The organism is Thalassotalea profundi (genome assembly GCF_014653195.1).
In the GTDB taxonomy this organism is placed as follows: domain Bacteria; phylum Pseudomonadota; class Gammaproteobacteria; order Enterobacterales; family Alteromonadaceae; genus Thalassotalea_B; species Thalassotalea_B profundi.
In genome coordinates this window covers 26,711-44,653 of sequence record NZ_BNAH01000011.1, presented here as the reverse complement: position 1 = coordinate 44,653, position 17,943 = coordinate 26,711, and the positions used below count along the sequence as shown (strand labels likewise).

16 protein-coding genes and 1 pseudogene are annotated in these 17,943 nt (G+C 35.4%); 13 read left to right on the top strand and 4 right to left on the bottom strand.

Going from position 1 to position 17,943, the window contains the following annotated elements:
- Window positions 1-2 precede the first annotated feature (2 nt).
- Window positions 3-515 (bottom strand): annotated as a pseudogene (locus IE155_RS13395) (peroxiredoxin); the annotation flags it as partial.
- 153 nt (window positions 516-668) lie between these two features.
- Here IE155_RS13395 and IE155_RS13390 point away from each other — a divergent pair.
- Window positions 669-1,472 (top strand): crotonase/enoyl-CoA hydratase family protein, encoded by an 804-nt coding sequence (locus IE155_RS13390; protein ID WP_189378753.1) that lies wholly within the window; start codon window positions 669-671, stop codon window positions 1,470-1,472.
- Window positions 1,473-1,953: 481 nt separating this feature from the next.
- Window positions 1,954-2,832, top strand: a complete 879-nt coding sequence (locus IE155_RS13385) for an NAD(P)-dependent oxidoreductase (protein ID WP_189378752.1) — start codon at window positions 1,954-1,956, stop codon at window positions 2,830-2,832.
- 402 nt (window positions 2,833-3,234) lie between these two features.
- On the opposite strand, the gene IE155_RS13380 is transcribed toward IE155_RS13385, so the two are convergent.
- Window positions 3,235-3,981 carry a FadR/GntR family transcriptional regulator gene (locus IE155_RS13380; RefSeq protein WP_189378751.1) on the bottom strand — a complete coding sequence of 249 codons (747 nt, stop codon included), beginning with the start codon at window positions 3,979-3,981 and terminating at the stop codon, window positions 3,235-3,237.
- A 312-nt stretch (window positions 3,982-4,293) separates the two neighbouring features.
- On the opposite strand from IE155_RS13380, the gene IE155_RS13375 reads away from it, so the two are divergent.
- From IE155_RS13375 to IE155_RS13340, 8 genes are all read left to right on the top strand, one after another.
- On the top strand, window positions 4,294-4,530 hold the full coding sequence (locus tag IE155_RS13375; protein WP_189378750.1) for a hypothetical protein: 237 nt from the start codon (window positions 4,294-4,296) through the stop codon (window positions 4,528-4,530).
- A 99-nt stretch (window positions 4,531-4,629) separates the two neighbouring features.
- Window positions 4,630-6,900: a polysaccharide lyase 6 family protein gene (locus IE155_RS13370; protein WP_189378749.1), complete on the top strand. Its 2,271-nt coding sequence runs from the start codon at window positions 4,630-4,632 to the stop codon at window positions 6,898-6,900.
- A 34-nt stretch (window positions 6,901-6,934) separates the two neighbouring features.
- Window positions 6,935-9,151 (top strand): heparinase II/III domain-containing protein, encoded by a 2,217-nt coding sequence (locus IE155_RS13365; protein ID WP_189378848.1) that lies wholly within the window; start codon window positions 6,935-6,937, stop codon window positions 9,149-9,151.
- Window positions 9,152-9,181: 30 nt separating this feature from the next.
- Window positions 9,182-9,577 (top strand): cupin domain-containing protein, encoded by a 396-nt coding sequence (locus tag IE155_RS13360; protein WP_229817310.1) that lies wholly within the window; start codon window positions 9,182-9,184, stop codon window positions 9,575-9,577.
- A gap of 1 nt (window position 9,578) precedes the next feature.
- Window positions 9,579-10,877 carry an MFS transporter gene (locus IE155_RS13355; RefSeq protein WP_189378748.1) on the top strand — a complete coding sequence of 433 codons (1,299 nt, stop codon included), beginning with the start codon at window positions 9,579-9,581 and terminating at the stop codon, window positions 10,875-10,877.
- A 66-nt stretch (window positions 10,878-10,943) separates the two neighbouring features.
- A complete protein-coding gene (locus IE155_RS13350) occupies window positions 10,944-11,906 on the top strand; it encodes a sugar kinase (RefSeq protein ID WP_189378747.1) in 963 nt (320 codons plus the stop codon).
- A 230-nt stretch (window positions 11,907-12,136) separates the two neighbouring features.
- The gene (locus IE155_RS13345) at window positions 12,137-12,910 is read left to right on the top strand and encodes a sulfite exporter TauE/SafE family protein (protein WP_189378746.1); all 774 of its coding nucleotides are present in this window, start codon (window positions 12,137-12,139) and stop codon (window positions 12,908-12,910) included.
- Window positions 12,911-12,989: 79 nt separating this feature from the next.
- Window positions 12,990-13,835, top strand: a complete 846-nt coding sequence (locus tag IE155_RS13340) for an MBL fold metallo-hydrolase (protein WP_189378745.1) — start codon at window positions 12,990-12,992, stop codon at window positions 13,833-13,835.
- 35 nt (window positions 13,836-13,870) lie between these two features.
- On the opposite strand, the gene IE155_RS13335 is transcribed toward IE155_RS13340, so the two are convergent.
- Both IE155_RS13335 and IE155_RS13330 read right to left on the bottom strand, forming a co-directional pair.
- Complete coding sequence (locus IE155_RS13335) at window positions 13,871-14,212, bottom strand: hypothetical protein (protein WP_189378744.1); 342 nt, start codon at window positions 14,210-14,212, stop codon at window positions 13,871-13,873.
- Window positions 14,213-14,244: 32 nt separating this feature from the next.
- Entirely contained in the window at window positions 14,245-14,577 is a 333-nt protein-coding gene (locus IE155_RS13330) for a hypothetical protein (RefSeq protein ID WP_189378743.1), read from the bottom strand.
- A gap of 224 nt (window positions 14,578-14,801) precedes the next feature.
- Here IE155_RS13330 and IE155_RS13325 point away from each other — a divergent pair, with 224 nt between their 5' ends.
- From IE155_RS13325 to IE155_RS13315, 3 genes are all read left to right on the top strand, one after another.
- On the top strand, window positions 14,802-15,557 hold the full coding sequence (locus tag IE155_RS13325) for a SapC family protein (protein ID WP_189378742.1): 756 nt from the start codon (window positions 14,802-14,804) through the stop codon (window positions 15,555-15,557).
- A 220-nt stretch (window positions 15,558-15,777) separates the two neighbouring features.
- Window positions 15,778-17,277, top strand: coding sequence for a coiled-coil domain-containing protein (locus tag IE155_RS13320; protein WP_189378741.1), 1,500 nt, complete (start codon window positions 15,778-15,780; stop codon window positions 17,275-17,277).
- A gap of 69 nt (window positions 17,278-17,346) precedes the next feature.
- Complete coding sequence (locus IE155_RS13315; protein ID WP_189378740.1) at window positions 17,347-17,943, top strand: YjaG family protein; 597 nt, start codon at window positions 17,347-17,349, stop codon at window positions 17,941-17,943.

Below are 17,943 nucleotides of genomic sequence, written 5' to 3'. Positions count from 1 at the left end.
TTAAGGTAAGCTAACATAGTATCTGCATCAGAAGAATCGAATGGATCTGTAGGACAATTATCTTCAAAGCCCTCTTCTAAGAATGCTTGTTTAACTTCACCATCTTCAACATACATAGAGTAGCGCCAGCTACGCATACCAAAACCTAAGTTTGATTTATCCACTAACATGCCCATTTTACGTGTAAATTCGCCATTACCATCAGGTAGTAAGAATACATTCTGTGCATTCTGGCTTTTACCCCATTGATACATAACGAATGCATCATTTACTGAGATACACACGATTTTATCAACACCTAATTTCGTGAATTCTTCATATAACTCTTCATATCTTGGTAAATGAGATGTAGAGCAGGTAGGTGTAAATGCACCAGGTAAAGAAAAAACAATAACGTTTTTGTTGGCAAAGATTTCATCAGTGGTTAAGTCTTTCCACTCAAATGGATTAGATCCACCTAGGGCTTCATTGCGAACACGGGTTTTAAAAGTAACTTTTGGAACTCTTTTAATCATAATGACCTCTATGTAAATGTGTGTTTAATGGATAGTCTGGTTTGTAGTCTAATATTTAGAACTGATTTTTGCCATTAGATATGAGACTAAACTATCATTTTAATCAATTTTTAGTTAACTTGTCTTCTGGTCTAACCACTTGGTATATGTAATATGGATAACAGAGTTAAACTATTAATAGAAAATAATATTGCTTATGTAAAGTTAGCACGCCCTGAAAAGTTGAATGCAATAGATATGGCAATGTTTGTTGCTATTAATAAAACAATTAAACAACTTAAAAAGAATAGGGATATACGTGCAGTTGTATTAACAGCCGAGGGTGAGAATTTTTGCTCTGGTTTAGATGTAAAGTCTGTGTTCTCGTCTCCTCTTCATGCAATGCGTTTGTTATTTAAGTTTTTCCCTTGGCAAGCTAATTTAGCTCAACGAGTTTCAACAGGGTGGAGAGAACTACCTGTACCCGTAATAGCTGTCATTAAAGGCAAATGCTGGGGTGGAGGTTTACAAATAGCGATGGGGGCTGATTTTGCTATTGCACAACCTAATGCGGAGTTTTCTATTATGGAAGGTCGTTGGGGTTTGATCCCTGATATGGGAGGAACATTGGCCTTTAGAGAAAAACTTAATCTAGCTACAGTAAAAGAGTTAGCGATGACGGCTAAAATAATTTCAGGGATGGAAGCTTATACCTTAGGTTTAGTGAGTCATGTTGATGAAAAGCCTGAACAGGTTGCACAATCATTAATTACGTCGTTGATTAGTCAGTCGCCTGACAGTATTGCTGGGTGTAAAAAGCTTTATAACAAAAGTTGGTTTTCTTCACCAGGCATGGCATTGTTTAGAGAGTCTTATTATCAAATACGTATTCTTTTTGGTAAAAACCAAAAAATTAAAACCTACAACCAATTAAATCCTGAAAAAACAAAACCTTTTAAAAAGAGAAAATTTAAATAAATGTGTTTTTCCCTTATTTAGTACGCCATAAAATTTCTTAAAAACACATCTTACATATTGTTTTAATTAATAAAAAATATTTTTATTAAGGAGTTTTATTGTCTCAATTATCTTCATTATCACGTTTACATCTCACTGCAACTTATTATTGTAATACCAATATTAAATAATTGGTTGACAATTGGTTGTTACTTATTTAACATTTTGTTAGACAGGTTGGTTAGGTGATAACCTGCTTGTACAAAGCATATAAGAATATAAGTAATATTTTATTAGTTATTGGTAAATGCCTGTTCTATTAACAGGTAAATTCTTCTACAGAAGAAGCAGACGTATGTCGCTAGTTGTTCGGGGCTTTTTAACTAAGTTGGTTTACAAAAAACGTAGTGTAATGAGTTACTGATGTCAGGCATTAATCTGAGCCATAGGTGATTTTTTATTTTTCAGATAAATATACAGCAATAATATTTAGGAGTTAGATATGACAAAACCTACTATAGGTTTCATCGGCCTTGGCCTTATGGGTAGTAACATGGTTGAAAACATACAAAAGAAAGGCTTTGAGCCAATTGTAATGGACCTAAACAAAGATGCTGTTGCAGCTGTTGTTGCTCGCGGCGCTACTGAAGCGACTTCGGCAAAAGAGCTTGCTGCTGCAAGCGATATTGTGATGCTGTGCCTTACTACTTCTACTATTGTTGAAAAATTAGTTTATGCTGAAGATGGTATTTTAGCGGGCATAAAAGAAGGTGCTGTATTAATTGATTTTGGTACATCAATTCCTGCTTCTACACGAAAAATTGGAGCAGATCTCGCCAAAAAAGGTGCAGGAATGATTGATGCTCCATTAGGTCGTACCCCAGCTCACGCAAAAGATGGTTTACTTAATATTATGGCATCTGGTGATCAGGCTACTTTTGAGAAAGTTAAACCTATTCTTGAATTACAAGGCGAAAATGTATTCTATCTTGGTGCATTAGGTGCAGGTCACACAACTAAGTTAATTAATAACTTTATGGGTATGACTACAGTAACTGCTATGTCACAAGCTTTTGCTGTTGCCGAGCTTGCTGGAGTAGATCGTCAACAACTTTTCAATATTATGTCGACAGGTCCATCAAATTCGCCGTTTATGCAATTCTGTAAAAATTATGCGGTAGATGGTGTTAGTGATTTAGGTTTCTCAATTGGTAATGCAAATAAAGATCTAGGTTATTTTCTTGAGATGGTTAAAGACCTTAATACACGTGCTCAAATCGCAGAAGGTACATCAGCAAACCTTCAAGCTGCTGTAGATGCAGGCATGGGCCAAGGTAACGTTCCAGAAATTTTTGACTACTTCCTTAAATTAACGAAGTAAATAAAGACAAAATACACGCTGTATGAGTTAGAAAGAATTCTCTGACGGGAATTTATAATTAGCCTCTCACTTGAGAGGCTTTTTTATGTTCAGGAAGAACGGTATGGCGCGATGCCATGGATGGCAAGGAGCGACGATGTTGACCATTAATGGACTTACTTTAATAATACGAGTTAGAGCGAAGTATTAGAGCATGGATGCACGTAAATAGAATGATGTAAGGAGCAATTATCAAGGATGCCAGAGCTGAGAAAGAACAGTGAGGTATATAGTTCCAGCTAAAAACTAGGTGCTAATAAGGTAATGCTTGAATTAATAAGAGGAATTGATAAATAGTTTATATATTGAGCTATGTAAAGTTGGATGCTCAAAAACATTCAACTTTACATAAATGACTTTAGCTTAATTAGACGCACTGGTTTTTAAGATGTTCTCTAAAGAGTACAAACCGCGTTTTTCACTATTGTTACGACGAATTTCTTCAAGAGCTCTAGCTTCTGCCGCATCAAAAAGCGTATTAATTAAGCGATTAAAATGTTGATGCATTGCAATTCTTGCTTGAGTAGAGTCTTTCGACTTTAATGCTTCATAAATGGCACTATGCTCTGCAATAGTTTGTGCGTTGTCTTTATTACAAACATTAGCATAATCATTAATGATCTCAGAAGTCGAAGATCTGAGAGCCCATAAATTTTCTACTGATAGAATCATGGCACTGTTGCGTGTTGCATTGGCTATAATTTGGTGAAATTCTTTGTCGGCTTTTTCAATATGCGTATTATTTTCCATCGCAATAAGAGTTTGTTTTAGCTGTGCTAACTCATCATCTGTTATTGTCGTTGCAGCCATTGCAGCAACTTCGCCTTCAATTAACGCTCTAGCTTGCGTAACTTCAAAGGCATTAACCTGAGTTGATGATGAATTATTATTTTTTGATTCTAAAACATAAACACCTGAGCCTGTTTTAACTTCAACCCTTCCACGCACTTCAAGCGCGATAATTGCTTCACGGATAGTTGGGCGACTTACGTTAAGTTTTTCAGCTAATTCACGTTCAGGGGGCAAGCGACTACCTGCTGGATATTCAGCACGATTTATTGACGATTCAATTTTTTCGACTATTTGCCAAAACAATCGGCGATTACTCATGATTTTTCCTTGGATAGAGCCTATATTGGTAACGTAGCTATAATAACGAGTAATACCAATCAAGGCAAAATAAATTCTAAAAGGCCTACTCTATTAACTGTTTAAATGCTTACTTAATATCCACATTATTATCACAAAAACTATTTATGTCAAACCATTGGTAATGAAGATTAAAACATCCATACAAACAATTGGTAAAACAAAACGGTTGACATCGGTAATAACAATTGGTTAAATTTGAGTCAAGTACCGTACAATAAAATTTATATATTCAGTTCGGTAAACATATAAAACAATCTTGGGGGAGATACTGTGAGATTAAGTAAACTTAATAGCGCTATAAATATGACGTGTAATTCGTCATCAAAGGCTATTGTGCTTGGTTCGGCATTTGCTGTTATGGCAACTATACCTGCACATGCATTTGAAGTACAGATGAGTAAATTATCAGTCAAAAGCAGTAAAAATGAAGTGGTTGAAATTCGCGAAGTACGCGGTTTAACAATAAACTCATTGGATGAACATAAGTACACTGCTACTTATTTTTGATGCCATTCCTGCAGAAAATTTTGGCGATTTCCTTGGATTTTCTAATACAGATGTAAAGAAAATCCCGTTTGTGTCTATCAAATTTTAAAGAAGTTTATTATGTATCAAATTAAAGAACTCACTCAACGAATTAGTACAACGCTGTTGCTCTTAACACTTTTAGTTTGCAACAATACTGTTGCCAAAGAATGGTTAGTTGATTCCCCAAAAGCCTATAAAGAGGCTATGAAACAGGTTCAGCCTGGTGATCAAATCGTACTTGCCAACGGCGTATGGCAAGATTTTGAAATTTTATTTAAAGCTGAAGGTACTCAAACAGCTCCAATCACGTTAACAGCACAAACTAAAGGGAAAGTCATACTTTCTGGTCAGTCAAACTTACGTTTAGCCGGTAAGCATTTAATTGTATCGGGCTTGGTATTTAAAAATGGCTATAGCCCAAGTAGTGCTGTTATATCTTTTCGCCAAAACAAGAAAAATTTAGCGTTTCATTCGCGAGTGTCTGAAGTTGTTATTGATAATTTTAATAACCCAGACAAACAAGAGTCTGATTACTGGGTGGCTTTATATGGTCAGCATAACCGTTTTGATCATAGCTATTTAGTTGGGAAACGTAATAAAGGCGTGACGATGGCGGTGCGATTAGACAGCAAAGAAAGTCAAAATAATCATCACTTAATTGATCATAACTATTTTGGTCCTCGTCCGGTATTTGGTTCAAATGGTGGTGAAACCTTACGTATTGGCACGAGTCATTATTCATTAACTGACTCTTTCACTCGTGTAGAAAATAATTACTTTGATCGCTGTGATGGCGAAGTGGAAATTATTTCGGTCAAGTCAGGCAGAAATAACATCATGAATAACGTGTTTTTTGAATCTCGCGGAACATTAACACTGAGACATGGTAATCATAATGTTGTGAAAGATAATGTGTTTTTTGGCAATGGTGTTGACCACACCGGTGGGATCCGCGTTATTAATAAGCATCAACGTATCACTAACAATTATATGGAAGGCTTAACGGGATACCGATTTGGCAGTGGCTTTACCGTGATGAATGGTGTGCCTAATTCGTCAATTAATCGTTACCACCAAGTTGATGATGCGATTATCGAAAATAACAGCTTATATAATGTATCGCATATACAATTAGCTGCTGGTAGTGATGAAGAGCGAAGCGCTATACCTATCAATAGTCAAATGAAAGGCAATATAATTGTTAACGACAACAAACAACAACCTTTTACATTATTTGATGATGTTAGTGGTATTAAGGTCACTAACAATATTGCTAACACTCAAGTTGTTGGAGAGTTAGCTGCAGGTATAGCTCAACAAAATATAGAAGTTAAACGCGCTGAAAATGGTTTATTATACCCTACTAAGAAAGAACAAGAAAAATATGGTGTAAGTCGCTCTCTTACACCTATTAGTAAAGATAAAACAGGTCCAAGTTGGTATGCCAAACGCGCGACCACTACTGAATTTTCATCTGGTGCAATACATATTATCGACGCCAAGGAAGGTACTCTTTTTACAGCGATAAAACAGGCTAATGATGGCGATGTTATTGTGTTAAATGATGGTCATTATCAAGTAAGCAAACTTATTTCTATTGATAAAACCTTAACTATTAAAGCAAAAAACCAAGGTTCAGCTAAAATTAGCTTTCAACGCACGTCATTATTTGAAATTGCTAACGGCGGTAGTTTAGCACTTGAAGGTTTATTATTAGATGGCAGTCAAAGCCCTGACTCTCATGGGAATAGCCTAATACGTACTCAAAAATGGGGCATGATCGATAATTACCGCTTTGTAATGAAAAACAGTGTAGTGCAAGGGTTAGACATTAATCATTCATTTCATTTTTTCGATTCAGGCAAAGGTGCATTTGCTGATGATATACGGTTAATCAACAATAAATTTACAACGATCACCGGAGATATTTTACGTTTAGATAAGGAGATTGAAGATTTAGGTATCTATAACGCAGAATATGTCACATTAATCGATAATTCATTTGAAAATGTTGAAGGAGCCTTAGTTAAACTTTATCGCGGTGGTACCGATGAAAGCACATTTGGACCACATTTATCGATGATAAATAACACATTAGCGAATGTGGGTAATGGTAATCGAAATAAAGCTGGTGCTAGTGTTTTTATTCATGGAACTCAGGTGAGTAACATTAAAAATAATACTTTTGAAGCAAGTAATATTATTCGAGTTGAGCATACTGTGGGTGAACCAATTACTCATATCAATGCCAATAAATTTATTAATACTGATAAACCAACGGCTGTAGAACTTAAGGCGATAGGGCCTCATACCGCTGATATTAGTAATAATCAGTATCACTCGAAATAACCGAATTAAGGAATTTACTTTGTTTATTTTTATTATGAAAAGTGTGACAAAAAAAATACGCAATGCATTTTTATTAGTGTGTTTAGGCTTATCAAGTCACCACGTTTTTGCTCAGCATCCCAATTTAGATATTACTAGTGATGATGTGACGTCTATGCGCGCAGCGGTAGAAAGTAATGGATTATTCCAGCAGGCTTATTTAGCACAAAAGGCTATGCTGGATGAACAAATATTATTACCAGTAGATGTGCCTGTACCTAAAGATGGTGGCGGTGGTTATACACATGAACGCCATAAAAAGAATTATCAATTGATGTATGATGCGGGCATTGTTTATCAAATAACTCAAGATAAACGTTATGCAAACTATGTGCGTGATATGCTACTTGAATACGCACAGTTGTACCCTACTTTGCCGCCTCACCCTAAAAGAAAAATTGGTAAACAAAACCCGGGCAAGCTTTTTTGGCAAAGTCTGAACGAGGCTGTTTGGTTAGTTTACACCAGCCAAGCTTATGACTTAATTTTACCATCATTAAGCGCAGGGGAAAAAACAACGATAGAGGAAGGTTTGTTCCGACCTATTGCAAAATTTTTATCAGTAGACTCACCTGAAACGTTTAATAAAGTTCATAATCACGGTACTTGGACTACTGCGGCTGTTGGTATGACAGGTTATGTACTCGGTGAATTAGAATGGGTTGAACAAGCCTTATATGGCTTAGACAAGTCAGGAAAAGGTGGTTTTTTAAAGCAACTTGATGAACTGTTTTCACCTCAAGGTTATTACAATGAAGGCCCTTATTATCAACGTTATGCGTTAATGCCTTTTGTGGTTTTTGCAAAAGCCATTCAAACTAATCAACCAGAAAGAAAAATTTTTGAATATCGAGATGGTATTGTTTTAAAAGCAATCGATACCACCATACAATTAAGCTATAACAAGCTGTTCTTCCCAATTAATGATGCTATTAAAAGTAAAGGTATTGATACCATTGAACTCGTCAATGGTGTGGCTGTTGCCTATGGTTTAACAAATGACGCTGGGTTACTTGATATTGCGAAACAGCAAAATCAAATCTTGCTTACCGGTGACGGATTAAAAGTTGCTCAAGCACTAGATAATAAACTAACACAGCCTTATCAGTTTAAATCAGTTGCCTTTGGTGATGGGAATGACGGTAAACAAGGTGCATTAGTTATAATGCGTCAAAATGTAAATGGTGAGCAAGCCGTATTATTCAAGCCTGCAGCGCAAGGCTTAGGTCATGGTCATTTTGATAAATTAACTTGGCAGCTTTACGATCGGGGCGAAGAAATTGTTTCAGACTACGGTGCTGCTCGATTCTTGAATGTTGAAGCAAAGTTTGGTGGGCGCTATTTGCCTGAAAATAAAAGTTGGGCTAAGCAAACTGTTGCACATAATACGGTTGTTGTGGATGAAACCTCACACTTTAATGCTAATGTAAAAAAAGGAAACGCTAATCATCCAGAGTTATTATTTTTTGATAAAAATGACCATGTTGTGATGAGCTCTGCCAAAATTGATACTGCCTATAAAGGTGTTTCTTTAAAGCGTACTATGGCATTAATTAACCTTCCTACTAAAAATAATGAAGCGCCAGAGTTGTCTTTTGTTGTTGATGTTTTTGATGTTCAATCAAAGAATAAACATCAATATGACTTACCTGTGCATTATAAAGGACATTTAATTAGTACGAATTTTGAATTAGATACTCAGTTAACTAATTTACCTGTACTAGGTAAAGATAATGGCTATCAACATTTATGGTTAAAAGCGCAGGCAAAACCTAAAGCGGGTTTATCACAAATTACCTGGTTAAATGATAATGGTCGCTTTTATACCAGTTCTTCTATTATGGATGGCGACACATCAATTATTTTTAGCCAAATAGGTGCAAATGATCCATTGTTTAATTTACGTAATGAAAATGCGTTTATAAACCGTAAAGCTAATGCGAAAAATCATACATTCGTTAGCCTTATAGAGCCTCACGGTGAATACAATCCATCAAAAGAATTTACACTGGAAGCCGTCAGTAAAGTTAATAAACTTTCTCATCAAAAAATTGAAAATATTGATGTAATAGAAATTACTTTAACGAATAACAAGCGATATATATTAGCGTATAACGCTCAGCAAAATATTAAAGATAAGCATGTAAATAGATTTTCGTTTAATGGCTCTACATATCAATTTGATGGCCGTTTTAAATTGTTCGACATTTAATTTTTTAAGAATACAGAGTAAGGGTAAGTCATGAGTCAAAGTGAACATTTTTTATTTGGTAATGAAACAGAAATTGAAGATATAGGTGGTGGCTTAAAACGTCAAATGTTAGGTTTTAACCATGAGTTAATGGCTGTAAAAATTTGGTTTGAAAAAGGAGCCATTGGCTATAATCATTCCCATAGACATTCTCAAGTCACTTACGTAGTTGAAGGTGAATTTCACTTTAATATTAATGGTGTTACAACGGTGATGAAGGCTGGTGACAGCTGTTTGATCCCTCCTTTTGCCGATCATGGTGCTACTTGTACAACCGGTGGTATTTTAATTGATACTTTTAGTCCTCCGCGCGAAGATTTTGTACCGCCGGGCACATTCGAGAATCTTGATCTTGAAAAACTCAACAGCAAGCCAGTAGGGAAATAACATGAAAGTAAAAAATCTACGTTGGTGGGTTATTGCATTAATTGCAATAGCAACCGTGATTAACTATATAGATCGATCTGCGCTTAGTGTGCTTTGGCCTGACATTGTTGAAGAGTTATTTCCAGATAAATCTGCATTAGAGCGTAAACAAATCTATGCCAATATTTCTATTGTATTCATCCTCTCTTACGCTTTTGGTCAAGCTATATTTGGAAAAATATTTGATTGGGTTGGAACACGTTTAGGTTTTGTTTTATCAATTGGTATTTGGTCGCTCGCTACTGCTGCCCATGCACTTGCACAAGGCGTGCTTAGTTTTAGTATTTTTCGTGCTATTTTAGGTGTGGCTGAAGCGGGGAATTGGCCAGGCGCTGCTAAAAGTAATGCAGACTGGTTTCCAACTAAAGAACGTGCATTAGCTCAAGGTATTTTTAACTCTGGCGCTGCTATTGGTGGTATTGTTGCAATTCCTTTGATTGCATACTTAACCGTATTCTTTAGCTGGCAAATGGTTTTTGTTGTTATCGGTTTAGTGGGTTTGTTATGGCTTATTCCGTGGATAATTTTGGTTAAAGCGCCACCGAAAACACACCCTTGGATCACTGATGAAGAGCGTGAATATATTTTAACAGGTCAAAGAACGACTGATTCGACAGATCTATGTGATGATGATGAATATAACCCATCAACGGGGGAGCTATTGTCTCGTAAGCAAAGCTGGGGGGTTATTATTGCCTCGGCAGCAATAGATCCTATTTGGTGGTTATTTGTTTTCTGGATCCCTATTTACCTAAACGAAGTGTATGCTATGGATGTTAAATCAATTGGTATCTATGGTTGGGTGCCATATGTTGGCGCTATGTTTGGTGCTTGGTTTGGTGGCTTGCTTGCACAGAACCGGATTAAATCAGGCTGGAATACGGATAAAACGCGTAAGCTGACGATTACTCTGGGTTGCTTAATTATGTTACCGGCTTTATTGGCAATGGCTAACCCTGGCGGTCCAACTACCGCAGTTATTATTATGGCAGTAATCTTATTTGGTTTTCAAACGGCTATTGGCAATGTGCAAACATTACCTAGCGATTTATATGGCAAAAAAGCAGTTGGTACATTATCAGGTTTTGCTGGTATGGCGGCTAAACTGGGCGCATTAGGGTTAACTGCCTTGGTACCTTATTTAACGGCTGATGGTAACTACACACCTGCTTTTGTTATCGGTGCTTCATTAGCTGTTATTGCTATGCTATCTGTTTGGGTGCTTATTCCAAAAATAGAACCATTAAAAGCTAAAAAGTAACGTGGTAATATTTACTGTAAATATGGTAAAAAGATAAATTGAATTAGAGCTAATAAGGTTTGATAAATGAGTAATATTTATGTATTCGGTGAATGCATGATTGAGTTAAGGGTTGATAAAGCGCTTAACTCTTCACAAAACGATACATCATCAAAGATTTTAAAACAGGCATTTGCGGGTGATGTGTTGAATACCGCTATCTATTTGAAACGTACGTTTCCTGCATTGAATGCTCATTTTGTTTCGGCAGTAGGTCACGACAAATTTAGTGTTGATATGCTCAACTTTTTAAAAGAAGAGCATATTGGTTGTGACTTTGTGTTTCAGTCTGATAATAAAATACCAGGGTTATATGCCATTGAAACAGATGAAACTGGTGAAAGAACTTTTAACTATTGGCGTGAAAATTCAGCTGCTAAAGAAGTAATGCCATTTATCACTCAAGACGTTATTGGGAAACTTGCTGAAGGAGATATGTTCTTTTTTTCAGGGATCTCACTTGCTGTGATTACTGCTAGCGATCGCCCATTATTTTGGAAAATGCTAGCTCAGCTTAAATCTGCTGGCGTTAGCATTGTGTTTGATCCAAATTATCGTGCACGTATGTGGGAGACTCCAGAGCAAGCAAAAGAACAGTTTGAAAAAGCATTTTCTCTTTCAGATATAGCATTACCTGGCGTTGATGACTTTCAACAATTATATGGTATTAAAACGGCTGATGAGGTGTACAATTTTTGTCAGCAATTTAACTTTGAAGAGCTAGTTATTAAAAATGGTGAGGCAGAAATTTTATGTTATCACCAAGGTAAACAATACCAGTTTTCGGTAATTCCAGTGACGAATGTTGTTGATACAACGTCAGCAGGAGATTCGTTTAATGGTGCGTATTTAGGTGCTAGAATCAACAAGCAAGATATTGATTCAGCATTAAAAATAGCATCTCAAGCTGCTGGTTTTGTTATACAGCACCAAGGTGCTATTGTGCCTAAGGTTGCATTTACGCAATTTATCGAAAAACAATTACCTTAACCTGAGATCAGGTTAAGGGCATTTCAAATAAAAAAACACCGTTAACTGTCCGAATAATAACGGTGTTTATCATTTCAATATTGTAACTTCCTACATTTCTTTACAAGCGTTCCTTTGTGTATAACACTCGTAAATGCTGAAATATTTATCATTTTAAGCATAAGTTTAATATTGCTTAGGTATATTTTAGTAACACGTGAAAATAAAAAATAAGGGGTGTTGAAATACTAATGGACTGGTTCATTATTGCGCTAGCAGGTTTTATTGGCGGATTACTCAATGCTATAGCTGGCGGGGGGAGTTTTATTACTTTACCAGCATTAATTTTTGTTGGAGTACCCCCTGTGATTGCCAATGCGACAGGAACCGCAGCATTGCTTCCAGGCTATATTGCCAGCGCTTGGCGTTTTAGAAAAGATATTGAATTACCTGCAAACTTTAGTTTTTTTCAACTTACGATATTAGCAATTGCTGGAGGTATTGTTGGTGCGCTTATATTATTAATGTCGGGTGAACGACTATTTTCACAGCTAATACCTTGGTTGATTTTATTTGCTACGCTTGCTTTTATCATTGGCCCATCACTCATTAAGTCTCATCCAATAGAACATAACACTACAGGCAAGCAAACACAGGAATCATGGAGTTATAGAGCAAGCGTGACATTTATACTCTTGTGTACCTCTGTTTATGGCGGCTACTTTAATGGTGGTCTAGGTATTATTATCTTGGCTGTATTGGGTTTTATTGGACAAACAAATTTACATGGCATGAATGGCTTAAAAAATATATTGTCAGCTATTTTAACTGCAGTTGCCGTGTGTGTGTATATTATCGGGGGGAGCATATCATTAAAATACCTTATGTTATTAGGAGGTGCAGCAGTTATTGGTGGATATATTGGGGCGTCAGTCGCCTATCGTTTATCACAAATTCATTTACGCTATTTTATTGTAACTATTGGTCTTTTTATGTCAGTGGTATTTTTTTATAAACAAGGTTAAAGTTTGTTACATTTATGTTAAAGATAACCACTTATATTTGATTAATACTGTAACGAATAAATCTGTAAAGGAGTACGCTATGAAACCAATAAATATTCTCGTCTTTTCTTTTATTCTTTGTTGGGCGACCACATTAAGTGCCAATTCTTTTCAAACCCTTTCTAACTTTAGTAGCCAAAAACTAGCAGAGAACTTATTTGTGCTAAAGTCAATAAACTCAAATACTAATATTGGTGTATTTATTGGCGAAAAGTCCGCTTTGTTAATTGATCCTGTTGCGGGGAGAGGAAATAATGCTGTATTCGCTAAGGCGGTAGCTGACATTACCGGAAAGCCAATAAAGTATGTAATTAATTCCCACAACCACATTGACCACAGTGGCGCCAATAGCTTCTATACAGAATTAGGTGCCGTGATTGTTGTGCACGCTGAAAATGATAAACATGAGCCAACTCAGTTTGTATCTTTTCAAGAAACGTATTCAATTGATATAGGCAATGAAAAAATTGAACTTGTGCATATTCCGTCTCACTCTAGTCACGATATTTTAATTCACTTTAAAAAGAGTAATGTTATTTTTATGGGGGATACTTATATGCATAACGCCTACCCTCATGCTTTTTTTGCTGGAAGCAAAGGTTTGAATCGCGTTCTTGATAAAGCGCTTTCTCTTGCTAATGATGCAACGAAAATTGTAACGGCACATGGTCACTTTTCGTCAACAAAATCAGAGCTTGCTACCTTTAAACACAATGCTAACTTATGGTATCAGCGCATTGAATGGTTGCATAATCAAGGTCAAACAAAAGACGACATAGTAAAAGATGAGGAGTTAATAAAAATTAGTAAAGAGTTTAAAGCCTTTTCTGCAAGTTTTTTTGAATTTATGATCACAAAAACGCTTCAAAAAGAACATGGTGTATAAATATGTATTGTTAATTGACCGTTTTAATTAAATGTCTAGCGTTGATATTTTAACCATAACTTAAGGTATACCGCATTACACTTTTGATTATCATCCATGGTGCCGTCTCTATCGCAGTCAGAGCCCGTTATTGTTTTAACTACGCCCGCACCATACTCTTTAATATCACTTTCTTCAGCAGGAACTTCAATGGTTACTTTGGGTGCGTTATCGATAAACTCACCAACATCTTTATAAGATAGAAATTCTTTCTTAGAAATAATGGCGCTAATATTAGTCGTATTTTTACTTTCAGCGCAAGTTTGAAAGTTATATAAGGAAAGTCCTATAAGAATAGGAGTAAAAAACTTTATCGGTGATATATATTTTATTAACAAAACCACTCCTTTAGCATGTTTATTAGCGAGTATTAACCCAGTTTATATTTTTTATATTGGGGGTAAAACTCAATATAATCACACCAAGTACTGAAACTCGTATAAGCAAAACGTTTATCTGTGGCAGCAACCCATTTAGATTCCATGTTTCCAGATAAGCGGAACTTTTTTTTAAAGCCATCTATGGCAATGTAACAAGCTAATTCTTCAAATGTTTCATTTTTAATTTTAGCTTTAATAAATCCTTCTGGGGTTTTAGCAAAGAGAGTCGTTGTTTTAGGCTTGCTGCTTACAGGGTAAGAAAATAATAAACCAATTAGTAATAAAGGAAGTAAAATGGTGAATAGAAATGATGTTCGTTGCATTTTATTTCCTTTAATAATTTATAGAATTAAACGTACTATAGTATTGATTGTTATTAATTAATTTTAATATACAATAATTCATTCAAGCTTTTGTAGTGATTAATTAGCACTTTTTTATGGATGAACCATTGAAAGCTATTATTAATGTCACCATAACTTACTTAACTAAAAAATAACGACTGCAAAATAACGATAAGCGCAGTTCAGAAAACTCGAGACCTTTTATGAATATTGTACCAGTAAAAAAAGAGCAACATCAAAATCTAAAACTTGCTAAAAAACGTAACTTAGCACATGTTGAAAATCAGCATATCGTTCCTGTAACTGCACGTGAATTTGCTCAAGCTGCCACAAGTTACCCTATTGTTATTGTAAAAGATCCTGATTCATCACGCTATCGCTCTGTTGCAATGTTAGGCTTAGAAGCTGGCGAAAACTTATATTACGGCGAAGATAAGTGGAATGCTATTTATGTCCCTCAAAGCATTTCATTAGTCCCTTTTACGTTAGGATTAGATCCTGAAAAAGAAAAAACATTAACAGCTTGTATTGATTTAGATAGCCCGTTTGTTGGTGAAGATAAAGACGATGCATTATTTGATGCCGATGGTAATGAAACTGAGTTATTAAAAAGCGTGCATGAATCATTAGGTCGTGTTTACGAAGATGAAATTAATACAGAAAACTTTTTAAAAGTACTTCTAGAAAATGAATTACTTATGGAGTTGGAACTACAACTTTCACTGAATACAGGTGAAAATAAAAAGTTAGTAGGTTTATACGGTATCGATGAGAAAAAGCTTCAGGCATTACCTGAAGAAAAAGTAATGGACTTTCATAAGCGTGGATTATTTATCCCAATTCATGCAATGTTAGTCTCAGTTGGTCAAGTAAATCGTTTAGCACAATTACGTAATACTAGCGATAATCCAGCTAAAGTAAGTGGTATTCACTTTAGACCAGTAGAAGAGACTAAATAATTCGCTTTAAAATAAAGTAAATTAAATGTTAAGTAAAAAGGGCTATTTTAGCCCTTTTTTGTAAACTAAATTTAAAGGTGAATAAATAAACGTGCTTAACGTAGCTTAAAATTGAGGTTATTAGTGTGTTTATTTACCAATAACTTGGTTTAATATAATTTAACAGTACACCTTAGCTGTGCTAGTTTATCTTATTGCTGTATTTAAATTAGGGGATAATATGGCTGATCAGAAGAAAGTCACAGACAGTATTGAAGAGAGTATTCAAAGCTTAGCGGGTGAAATCTATGTGCAAATAGAAGAAAAGGTCGCTGAACTTGTTCGTTCGTCTCATCAGAATAAAGAAATAACCATCGACGAAGTAGAACAACACCCGCATTTTATCACCGTTAAAAATACCAATAGTGAACAACTTAAACATATAGCACTTACTCAGGCTCAATCTGAAGCGACGATTAAAGAGCAACAAATGCTCATCGACACATTACAACAAGAAAATATCCGCCAGCAAAATGAATTAAAAAATATAACAGATTTAAATGGTGCAAAATTAACGGATACAGAGTCAGTTTTAAAAGAAAAACTGAAAGAGAATAGCTCGCTAACTGACACAGTTAAAAAGCTAACCTTAAAAGAGCAAGAGCAAAGTCAGACACTTGAAGTACAACGTCAGCAATTAACTACGCTGACATCAGAAATTGAACAATTAACTAAAGTTAAAGAAAACTTAATTAAAACGGATCAAGCAAAAGCGGCCACATTAAACGTTCAAAATCAGCAAATTTCCGAATTAAGAGATCAACTCAACAATGCTTTGGCTGAGCAGGCTCATGCAAAGTCTGAATTTGCCAGCAAAATAGCGTCAACAACTAACTCTGTTTCAGAGCATCAAACGCAAGCAATACAATTTGCCAAGCAATGTGAAACCTTATCAACTCAGTTAGAAGATCTATCTAAAGAGTTAAAGGGAGAGAAGGCGCGAGTCGAAACATTAGCTATAGAAGTAAATGAAGAAAAAACGAGAAATTCAACCTTAGAAACTAAAAATCGCGAAGATGAAACTTTAATCAAGTCGTTGCAAGAAAAACTAATAGTTGAAACAAAAGCATTTGAGTCGTTGAAAGAGAAACAAGCGCAGATAGAAAAAGACAACGAAAATAAAATGAGTCAATTAAGTGAACAACTGACTCAATATAAAACGGCGGCAGAATCTCTTGGACAGAGTGAGGCACTAACGAAAAAACTGCAATCTAAATTGGAAAGTGTTGAACAAGAGTTAGAAGCTCAAACGAAGACTATAAAATTGGAACGTGAGCGTATTCAAACGTTAACTAAAGATAATAATGATCTACAACAGCAGTTAGCTGCTAATGCACATGAGCATGATGAACTTGAACAGCATAATAAAACAATAGCCGCTAGCTTGTCTGAACTTGAGACAGAAAATGAACAGCAGAAAAATCAAATAATTCAATTAAATAAAGAGTTGAAAGCGTCAAGTGAGAAAGTGAGTAGTGTCCAACAACGCTTTGTTGATAATAGAGATAAGCAAGAGTCTGAATATGCTCAAGCGCGTGAAACAATTAAGTACCTACGAGATGAAAATAACGCACTTAATGAAAAATTAACTACTGAAATTGCTGAATTAGAAACTAAATTAACGGAATATCGATTACGATTTGAATATGCTCAAAAGCAATTGGCTCAGCAAAATGAATAGTACTTTTGTGTCAAAGGCATTGCAAAACTCATTAAATTTAAACCTATATCAAAGTGATTGGAAATATAAGTGACAATACATCTACCCGTAAACAAGCTTTCTCTTTGGCAAAAAATAGCATTTGGTGCTGTTTTAATTGAGCGTATGCTGCCTAATTATCAAATGTTTTCGCAGGCCTCTGAATTTGGTAATTCAACTATATTGCGTAACCAACTTGACTTAATTTGGCAGCGTTTAGATAAGTCTCAAAAAATTAAAATTAACTATCAAGCACAATTGACCAAACTTGAAGAACAAATTCCGGATCCAGAATCTTTTGACTCTTTTGGCGTATATCCTGCATTAGATACTTCTATGGCTCTAATGTCACTTTTGCAAGCGATGCAAGATAATGAAAACGATGAAGGCTTTAGTGCGGTTTCAAGACTGTCGTATAACAGCGTGAGCTTTTATATTGAATTAATGATAGCTCAAGAATTTCCTGAAGATGATACCGAAATTACTGATGAAATGATTGACCAGCATCCGTTAATGGTGTGGGAAAAAGAAATGCAAAATGAATTATTTGATCTTATTAAGGACTCCAGTGAAAATAAACAAACCTGCGAAAAAATCAAAAAAATAGCATTATCTGAAGGAATATCTAACTTAGGTATTGAATTTTAA

Bases quoted from the DNA above. Each gene is read 5' to 3' on its own strand.
- IE155_RS13340 (WP_189378745.1), top strand. From the start codon at position 12,990: ATGAAACCAATAAATATTCTCGTCTTTTCTTTTATTCTTTGTTGGGCG.
- IE155_RS13330 (WP_189378743.1), bottom strand. From the start codon at position 14,577: ATGCAACGAACATCATTTCTATTCACCATTTTACTTCCTTTATTACTA.
- IE155_RS13360 (WP_229817310.1), top strand. From the start codon at position 9,182: ATGAGTCAAAGTGAACATTTTTTATTTGGTAATGAAACAGAAATTGAA.
- IE155_RS13320 (WP_189378741.1), top strand. From the start codon at position 15,778: ATGGCTGATCAGAAGAAAGTCACAGACAGTATTGAAGAGAGTATTCAA.
- IE155_RS13355 (WP_189378748.1), top strand. From the start codon at position 9,579: ATGAAAGTAAAAAATCTACGTTGGTGGGTTATTGCATTAATTGCAATA.
- IE155_RS13365 (WP_189378848.1), top strand. From the start codon at position 6,935: ATGAAAAGTGTGACAAAAAAAATACGCAATGCATTTTTATTAGTGTGT.
- IE155_RS13380 (WP_189378751.1), bottom strand. From the start codon at position 3,981: ATGAGTAATCGCCGATTGTTTTGGCAAATAGTCGAAAAAATTGAATCG.
- IE155_RS13385 (WP_189378752.1), top strand. From the start codon at position 1,954: ATGACAAAACCTACTATAGGTTTCATCGGCCTTGGCCTTATGGGTAGT.
- IE155_RS13390 (WP_189378753.1), top strand. From the start codon at position 669: ATGGATAACAGAGTTAAACTATTAATAGAAAATAATATTGCTTATGTA.
- IE155_RS13345 (WP_189378746.1), top strand. From the start codon at position 12,137: ATGGACTGGTTCATTATTGCGCTAGCAGGTTTTATTGGCGGATTACTC.
- IE155_RS13370 (WP_189378749.1), top strand. From the start codon at position 4,630: ATGTATCAAATTAAAGAACTCACTCAACGAATTAGTACAACGCTGTTG.
- IE155_RS13350 (WP_189378747.1), top strand. From the start codon at position 10,944: ATGAGTAATATTTATGTATTCGGTGAATGCATGATTGAGTTAAGGGTT.
- IE155_RS13325 (WP_189378742.1), top strand. From the start codon at position 14,802: ATGAATATTGTACCAGTAAAAAAAGAGCAACATCAAAATCTAAAACTT.